Genomic DNA, 9,137 nt, shown 5'->3' on the forward strand with positions numbered 1-9,137 from the left:
AATTCGTTGTTTGTAAAGGCAAACATACTAAAAAATTGTAAAATTTAGCTTTCTCCCTTTTTTAAAATACTACTTTTTATTTATTTTATTTTTAATTGACCTCATATTTTTTAAAACTCCATTTAGTAAAACGACAAATAAAACAATAAATGCTCCGTAGTAAAATTCGGTATTCATCTGTTCTTTTTCTCCAAAAACTATTAAGGCTAAAACTATTGCATAAATAGGCTCTAAATTAATAGTTAGCATTACTGTGTAAGGTGTTAAGTATTTCATAACATGAACAGAAGCTATAAATGCATAAGCTGTACAAAAACTACTTAATATGATTAAATATAACCAATCATTTGTAGTAATTTGAAAAAACTGAAGTGAAAATTTTTGTGTAAAAAATAAATACAATGTTATTCCTATGGCACCAAATAATAATTGATAAAAAGAAATGACATTTGCATCGTATTTTTTTATAAATAACCCATTTAAAACTGCAAATAGTGCCGATAAAAAGGCTGATATTAATGCGTAAACAATTCCTAATACATATTGACTCTGGAAATTAAATATAATATACAAGCCTACAATTACTAACCCTCCTAATAAAATTTCAATTCCTTTTATTTTTCTTTTAAAAAATATAGGCTCAATTAATGAAGCAAAAAAAGCTCCTGTACTCATAGTTACCAAGGCTACTGAAACATTTGACACTTTTATTGCTTTAAAAAAAGTAACCCAGTGTATCGCTATAATTACTCCTGACACTGCAAACTTTAACAGCCCTTTTTTATCTACTTTAAATGATTTTTTACGAATAAAAAAATAGATTGCAATAAATACAACAGCTAATGTCATACGATACCAAACTAACGGAATTGCTTCTATAGATATTAAAGCACCTAATATTGCTGTAAATCCCCAAATAAAAACAATAAAATGTAGGTGTAGATAATTTTTTAATTTACTTCCTTGCATTGATGTATAAATATATTGCATAAGCTCCAAAAACAATATTTGGCACCCAAACGTTTAATAAAGCATTGGCGCCTGCAACGGCTCCTAATACCTCTGCTACTTTTAAAAAGAATACATACACAAACATTACTGATATTCCTAAGGCTAAATTTAATCCTATTCCTCCTCTTCTTTTTTTATGTGCTAAGGCAACAGCTATTAATGTTAAAATATAGCAAGCTACTGGTAAGCTTGTACGTTTATATAGTTCTACTAAGTGAGCGTTTAAGTTTTTAACGCCTCTTTTTTTAGAAATCTCTATAAATTTAATTAATTCAGGTGATTTCATTTCTTGAGCCAGAACATTCTTGTAATTTAAATCGTTAGGAGTAAATGCGAACGTAGTGTCTAAGCTATTTCCTGTAAAAATACTATCTCTTTCTTTAAATATTTTTCTTTCTTTCCAACTAAATAATTTAAATATACTGTCTTTTTCTTTCCATTTTATATTAGTAGCTGTTAGTTGGGATTTTAATTGAATTCCATCATAAACCTCAGTAGAAAAGTTATAACCTGATTTTCTTTTTAAATCAAAACTTTGTAGAAAAATATAAGTACTATCATTTAGCTGTAAACTAAAGTCTCGAACTGACGTATTTGTATATTTTTTTTTACTTAAATACTTTTTTTCAAAAGCTTTTCTTGTTTTGCTACTCGATGGCACAAAAAAATGATTCATTGATAATGCTACTCCACAAACAATCGTAGCTCCTATTAAATAAGGATATAAAAATCGAGTAAATGATATTTGAGATCCATTTATAGCTACAATTTCGGTATTATTTGCTAACTTAGAAGTAAACAATATTACGGCTATAAATAATGCCAGTGGCATAAAAGTATTGGCGTAATAAATAATAAAATTTTTATAATAATCGTTAGCTACTTCGAAGAAGGTTAAGTTCTCATCACGTAAAAACTTATCAATCTTTTCGGCAATATCAATCGCTACCGCAATAGGAATTAATATTAATAAAGTAAACAAAAATGTTACCAAATAACGCTTTAATATGTACCAATCAAGTATTTTCAAAAAAACTAATTATTTTATAAACGATTATCCATTTGTTTTACCATTTTATCTTTCCATTGGGTAAAATCTCCTGCTATAATATGTTTTCTAGCTTCTCTTGTAAGCCATAAATAAAACCCTAAATTATGAATAGATGCAATTTGTTTACCCAACATTTCTTTTGCTGCAAATAAATGGCGTAAATATGCTTTTGAGTACATGGTGTCTACCCAAGTAATTCCCATTTCATCTATTGGCGAAAAATCTTGTTCCCATTTTTTATTTTTAATATTGATAGAACCATGTGCTGTAAATAACATTCCGTTACGTGCGTTACGCGTAGGCATTACACAATCAAACATATCAATACCTAAGGCTATATTTTCTAAAATATTAATTGGGGTACCAACTCCCATTAAATAACGAGGTTTATCTTCTGGTAAAATTGCAGTTACAACCTCTGTCATTCCATACAACTCTTCTGCTGGTTCTCCTACCGAAAGCCCTCCAATAGCGTTTCCTTGAGCGCCTACCGAAGCTATATATTCTGCTGATTGCTTTCTTAAATCTTTATAAGTACTACCTTGTACAATAGGAAAAAATGTTTGTTCATATCCATATTTAAAAGGCAATTTTTCTAAATGATTTACACATCTTTTTAACCAACGATGCGTCATATGCATCGAGCGTTTCGCATAATTATAATCACAAGGATATGGCGTACATTCATCAAATGCCATAATAATATCGGCTCCAATGGTACGTTGCGTTTCCATTACATTTTCTGGGGTAAAGAAATGCATAGAGCCATCAATATGACTTTTAAACTTTACACCTTCTTCGTTTATTTTTCTTCTTCCTGAAAGTGAATATACTTGGTATCCGCCACTATCTGTTAAAATATTACGATCCCAATTCATAAACTTATGCAAACCTCCTGCGGCTTCTAAGGTTTCTAATTTTGGACGCAGGTATAAATGATACGTATTTCCAAGAATAATATCTGGGTTTATCTCATTTTTTAACTCTGATTGATGTATACCTTTTACAGTACCTACGGTACCAACTGGCATAAATATTGGAGTTTCAATTGTTCCGTGATCGGTTGTAATAACACCTGCTCGTGCTTTACTTTTTGGGTCGGTTGTTTTTAAGTCGAATTGCATAAGGGACAAAGATACGCTTATTTAAGAATTGAAAAAGTAAATAAAATCATAATAATTATTAGGTCGGTTTGTGTGAAGAACTTTTTATTTATTTTATTCTTTTACTTTGTATGATGTAACTACTATTTATTTACGTTTACGTCCAAATTTTTGATTAGTATTTCTTTTTGTTTTAGGAGAATTTTTTCTAAATGCAGCACTTTTTTTATTAAAACTGTTTGATTTTTCGGGAGTTTTCTTCTTTGGTTGTTTTGGCTTTTTTTTATCAACAACTACTGATGCTTCTTCTGTTTTAGAAGAACTTGAAATCATTTTATTAATTTCTTTCATTTCATCAGTTGTTAATTCACGCCAATCACCTGTTTTTAATTTCCCTAAAGAAACATTCATAATACGTTCGCGCTTTAACTTGGTTACTTCGTATTCTAAATACTCGCACATTCTACGTATTTGGCGATTTAATCCTTGAGTTAAAATAATTTTAAACGTAAAATCACTTACTTTTTCAACTTTACATTTTTGAGTTACAGTACCTAAAATTGGAATTCCGTTACTCATTTTTGTAATAAAATTGTCTGTTATTTTTTTATCAACCGAAACAATATATTCTTTTTCGTGATTATTTCCGGCACGTAAAATTTTATTTACAATATCGCCATCATTAGTTAAAAATATTAATCCTTCGGATGGTTTATCTAAACGACCAATAGGAAATAATCGTTCTGGATGACCTACAAATTTTACAATATTCTTTTTTTCTTTACTATCTGTCGTACAAACAATTCCTACAGGTTTATTTAAAGCGATGTATAATGTTTTCGGTTTTGATTCCAATAACCGTCCATCAACACGAACTTTATCGCCTTTAAAAACTCGGTTACCTAATTGAGCTACGTTTTTATTAATGGTAACTCGACCTGCTTTAATAAATTTTTCGGCATCTCTACGAGAACAAATTCCTGTACTGCTAATAAACTTATTAAGATTGATTGATGTTTGATTATTATTTTCCATTGTTGCAAAGAAAAAGAAAATCCTCAAGTTTTGGCTTGAGGATTTATAATATATTATTTTGTTTTTTAAAAAATCATCATGTCTTGTGTACAACGTGCTAAACTTGGTCTTCTTTCATAATCAAATCCAAGAGTAATCATGTGGGTTCCGTAATTAAAATCTTGTGTTTTATTCATATTAATACTAAAACCGTATGACATGTATAAATTATCTTTTTTAAGACCTACTAAAGGAGCTATTGCATTGGGTACAAAAAACTGATCATTTAAAAAAGTATAGCTCAAACCTGCCCAAACATAACCATCATTAATTCCTTTTCTTACTTTAACGTTCATATCGGTTCTTGATCTTTTATCTGCTTCATAATATTCAACAAACATAGAAGGTTCAATTTCTACTCTGTTACTAAGTCTTGTAAATACGTATGAACTGTAAAAAGTATATCTTCGTAAAGATTCAGGTTCATTAGTTCTTAAGTTTTCTACTTTTTTATTTAATAAGTTATTTACGTTTGCACTTATACTAAAGCGTTCGTAACGATATAATAAACCTACATCGAAGTTAGAATTTGTTTCTGATATATTGGCTACAGTTTGTCCTGAATTGTTATTAGAAGTATCAATACCAAATTGAGTAAAATTATAACTTATACCAAATGATAGGAAACTATCGTGAAAATTACTTAATGTTAAGTGACTTGCCAATGATAACTTCACTCCTTTTTGAGTTGTATATCCATTTTTATCGTTAAAAACAGTAATACCTCCACCAAAACGGTCGGCAATACGTGCTTCTACCACTAATGATTGTGTATCTGGTGCATCTTCAACTCCTATCCACTGACTTACTCCGTTTAGTCGTATTTGTAAACCGCTTCCAATACCTGCATAACTTGGTGATATTAAAAATGGATTGTCTGCTAAATGACTAATATATTGAGGTAAATTAATTTCTTGGGCTGCTAATTTTACACTACAAATTACGATGCTTATTGTTATTAATATTTTTCTCATTTTTATCTGTATAATGTAAAGTGTCCCATTAATTTCTTCTCTTCTCCTGATAATTCATTATAATAAATAGTATACCAATAATCTCCTGCTGGCATTGGTTTACCATCGTATGTACCGTCCCATCCTTGAACAAAACCTTGGAAGTTTGTTATCTTACGAGCATACCTATCATAAATTAACACTCTAATATTATGGTAAGGTTCTACATCTACCGGATACCAATAATCGTTTATTCCATCTCCATCAGGAGTAAATAAGTTTAATACTGTAATGGTAACATAAACTCCCTCTATTGTTATTGTAACCTCACAACCTCTTGCATCTCTTACCGTAATTGTATACATTTTGGTTTGTAAGATTAAGAACTCATTATCTGTTCCATAATCAACTCCATCAACAGTAAAGTTATATGGTGGTTGTCCAAAGTCTACATTGGCTATTAATTTATTCTTCTGAGTATCATCAATAGTCATTGTTAATGCCTGGATATTATCAATATCAATAGGATCACTAGTTGAACTCTCAGCACAAGATGATCCTGTGTGGGTTGCTGTAACCGTATAACCATTTCCTGATGCAACATCAATAAATTCTCCTGTGTTATTTGTTGTAATTGCGCTACCCGATCCATCATATAACGTATAAGACATATTGTTCTTATACTGATCGGCAACAATTGCTTTGATTATATTTCCTGTCGGACAGGTATATTCAAAATCAACTGTTAATGCTAAATCAACTGGGGTACCCGTGGTTAATCTAATTGGTGCTGGCGCATCACAATTTGTTCCACTATCTCTTACCGTAATATAGTATGCTTCACCACCAATAATACCTTCTGCGGCTCCTAAAACAACTGTATTTGTATTATAAGGCATCGTTAATTCTACATTATTAATACTTACATAATACGGTTGCAATCCTCCTTGCACATCTAAAGTTATAACTGGCGTTGCGTCATTAATACATTCTTGCTCATTTACAGATGTTAACGTTGCGGTAAACTCTGCTGGCTCAGTAATTGTTACAGGTATTGTTGTTGTACATCCTAATTTATCTTTTACTGTAATAACATAAGATCCTGCTGATAAATTACTAAACACATTATTGGTAACAAACTTAATTGGTGGATCTGAACTAATATTATATTCATAACCTGTTAAATTTCCTCCAGTAGCCGATACTGTAATAGTACCATCATTACCTCCATAACAAGTTACATCGGTATGTGTTTCATTTGCTACTAATAGTGCTGGCTCTGCTATTGTTGTTGGGCTTGTTACCTCAGTACATTCAACTCCAAATCTATTAGTACTTCTTACTCTAATATGATAATCACCAATTGCTAAACCTGTAAAAGTATTTGAACTTTGCCAAGGTGCTACTACAGTATTACTAGGGCTTTCTTCTAATTGATATTCATAATTACCAAAACCTCCAGTTACATCTGCCGATAATATTCCGTTACTATTACCATTACAAGTTACAAAAGCTGATATTACGTTTAACGTAGGTGTTAATGCTTCATAATCATCAATACTAACAGCAACATCATCTACACAATTATTAGCATCACGTACGTAGAAAACATGATTTCCTGCACTTACATTTATAAACGTGTTACTAGCTACATAAGTAATACCATCATCACTAAACATATAAGCTCCTGTACCACCTGCGCCTGCTAATTCAACCGTTGCTCCTGAATTTGAACATGTAATATCTGCTGTAATATTTACAGATGCTGTTACTTTTGTAGGATCAACAATAGCTACATCTTCTCTATATTCACAACTATATTTACTATCTCTAACAATAGCTTGATAAGTTGCTCCTGCAGGTAAATTCTCAAAAATATTTGATGATTGCTCAACTTGTGATCCATCTGGGTAGATTAAAATATACGTATAACTTCTTACCGAAGTATCTTGAGTTTGACCTCCCATTACATTGGTTATCTCAATACTTGCAGTGTATTCACCTTCACATTGATTTTCTACTAAATTTACATCAGCTGACATTGGTGTTGTAGCGTTTAAATCGAAATCAAACGTTGCTAAACAACCAGCAGCATCTCTTACCGTAGCAGTATAACTACCCGCAACTAAACCTGTAATTCTAGGATTAGTGCTAAAGTTTTGAACTGGTGTACCTGGTGTTGCAGTGTTTGTTAATTGATACTCATAACCAGAAAAACCATTGCTACCTGTTAAGATAACCTCACCCGTACTTGTATTACAACTAATATATGTAACATCTCCATCCAATGCTAATATTGCCGTTGGCTCATTTATGGTAAACTCATTCGTATTTATGGTACAGAATGGTGTATTTACCATTGTTACTGCTACATAATAACTAAATCCTGTTGGGGTAGCTAATAAGCCTCCAATAGTTTCTGTTACATTTCCTACTCCTGTTCCATCTGCTGTTGTTGTTGCAGTTATGTCATTATCATCTGCTACATTACCAGGAGTACCATTATCGTCCATTACAACATAAGTGTAATTTCCTGCATATAATGTACTCGAATCAAAACTAACATCAATACTTCCGCCTGCTGCTCCAAAACACGTTGCTTGTGCGTTGTTGGCAATTACCGTATAACTTGGCTCAGTTCCTACCGTATAATCTTTAGTAAACACACAACCTGTTGTTGGATGCGTTGCTGTTATCGTATATGTACCTGTTGGTAAATTGGTAAAGTTTGCAGAACCTGTTGCTGGTGTTACTATTTGAGCTGCACGGGTTACTGGACCACTTATTATTTCATAAGTAACATTATCAATATTTGTTACTGTTTTTACTGAGATATCTTCTCCTGTTGCACAATCAATATCTTTTACTGAACTGATATTTATATCTGTAATCGCTTCAAATGGAGCTATTATTGTAGATAATGATACTGCACTACAATTTGCACTGTCTACAATACGTACATAATAACTTCCGCCTGTAACATCACTTATTGAAAATACATGATTCGTTCCGGTTACTGTTACCGTACTTATTTGAACATCATCTGCTGTATTTGATAAGTTATCTGCTGGATTATCTCCATTTACATCATGGTACAACTCTACGGTTGAATATACAGTTGTTCCGCCTAATACTCCAAATGTATCTTCTGCTCTAATACTTAACGTAGCGTTGTTTACATCATTTCCTGTGGTACATCCAAATTGAACTGCTGTTGGTGCGTTTACTGTTAATACTGGATTATCATTTACGACAACATCTGCCACATCTGTCGAACAGCCATTATCGCCCTCAACCGTTACCGTATAAGTTCCTGCTGGTACATTGATAAATGAATTGCTTGCTGCATCCCATGTTGCTTGTCCTGCCACTAATCCTAAACCTGCTGTTTGAACTATACTATAACTTAAAGGTGTTACTCCTGCTGTTACATTAACTGCGATACTTCCGTTTGCCCCACCATTACACGTAGCGTGGGTTACTGCTGTCGTAAACGCTGGTTCAACTGCTGCTGCAATATCTATTATGTTTACTACAGGACAGTTTGGTGTTGCTCCTGTATCGGTTACTGTTACCGTGTACCTATCGGCTATTGTAGGGTTAAATGTATATGGATCACTTGGTAAAGCAACTCCTACTCCTCCTTCTACAACTGTATTTGCTCCACTATCATCTCTTGTTATCACATATTCATAACTTCCTGACCCTGAAACAATATCTATAACAACATCTGCAGCCATTGGTGCGTCACATGTTAATAGTTTTGTTTCTTTTAACGTAAATACTAAGTCTTCACTGATTGTTACTGCTGCTGGCGCTGGTGCGGCACAGCCGTTTGAATCTATTACACTTACCGTATATGTCTCGACTGATAAGTTACTAAAGGTATAAGGTGTAGTAGTTGTTAAACCTGAATTTGCTACTTCAGTTCCACCACTATTGGTT

The 9,137-nt window shown here is 32.3% G+C and carries 6 protein-coding genes; all 6 read right to left on the bottom strand.

Features of this window, described 5'->3' with window-relative positions; genetic code table 11:
* Window positions 1–69: 69 nt before the first annotated feature.
* A complete protein-coding gene (locus Q4586_RS10605; RefSeq protein ID WP_303528896.1) occupies window positions 70–969 on the bottom strand; it encodes a DMT family transporter in 900 nt (299 codons plus the stop codon).
* Window positions 956–2,041, bottom strand: a complete 1,086-nt coding sequence (locus tag Q4586_RS10610; RefSeq protein WP_084443154.1) for an LptF/LptG family permease — start codon at window positions 2,039–2,041, stop codon at window positions 956–958. The genes Q4586_RS10605 and Q4586_RS10610 overlap by 14 nt, the downstream gene beginning before the upstream one ends.
* Window positions 2,042–2,055: 14 nt before the next feature.
* Complete coding sequence (tgt, locus tag Q4586_RS10615; protein ID WP_303528899.1) at window positions 2,056–3,186, bottom strand: tRNA guanosine(34) transglycosylase Tgt; 1,131 nt, start codon at window positions 3,184–3,186, stop codon at window positions 2,056–2,058.
* Between the two features lie 126 nt (window positions 3,187–3,312).
* Window positions 3,313–4,200, bottom strand: a complete 888-nt coding sequence (gene rluF / locus Q4586_RS10620) for a 23S rRNA pseudouridine(2604) synthase RluF (RefSeq protein ID WP_303528900.1) — start codon at window positions 4,198–4,200, stop codon at window positions 3,313–3,315.
* A gap of 65 nt (window positions 4,201–4,265) precedes the next feature.
* Entirely contained in the window at window positions 4,266–5,213 is a 948-nt protein-coding gene (locus Q4586_RS10625; protein ID WP_068704892.1) for a PorP/SprF family type IX secretion system membrane protein, read from the bottom strand.
* Between the two features lie 2 nt (window positions 5,214–5,215).
* Window positions 5,216–9,137 (bottom strand): T9SS type B sorting domain-containing protein (locus tag Q4586_RS10630; RefSeq protein WP_303528901.1); only part of this gene is annotated, 3,922 nt, incomplete at its 5' end.

Origin of the sequence: Tenacibaculum soleae (assembly GCF_030549005.1) — a bacterium.
Lineage (GTDB): Bacteria > Bacteroidota > Bacteroidia > Flavobacteriales > Flavobacteriaceae > Polaribacter > Polaribacter soleae.

What these genes read in the sequence shown, in the direction of transcription:
- Q4586_RS10605 (WP_303528896.1), bottom strand. Translation starts at nt 969, where the DNA reads ATGCAAGGAAGTAAATTAAAAAATTATCTACACCTACATTTTATTGTT.
- tgt (WP_303528899.1), bottom strand. Translation starts at nt 3,186, where the DNA reads ATGCAATTCGACTTAAAAACAACCGACCCAAAAAGTAAAGCACGAGCA.
- rluF (WP_303528900.1), bottom strand. Translation starts at nt 4,200, where the DNA reads ATGGAAAATAATAATCAAACATCAATCAATCTTAATAAGTTTATTAGC.
- Q4586_RS10625 (WP_068704892.1), bottom strand. Translation starts at nt 5,213, where the DNA reads ATGAGAAAAATATTAATAACAATAAGCATCGTAATTTGTAGTGTAAAA.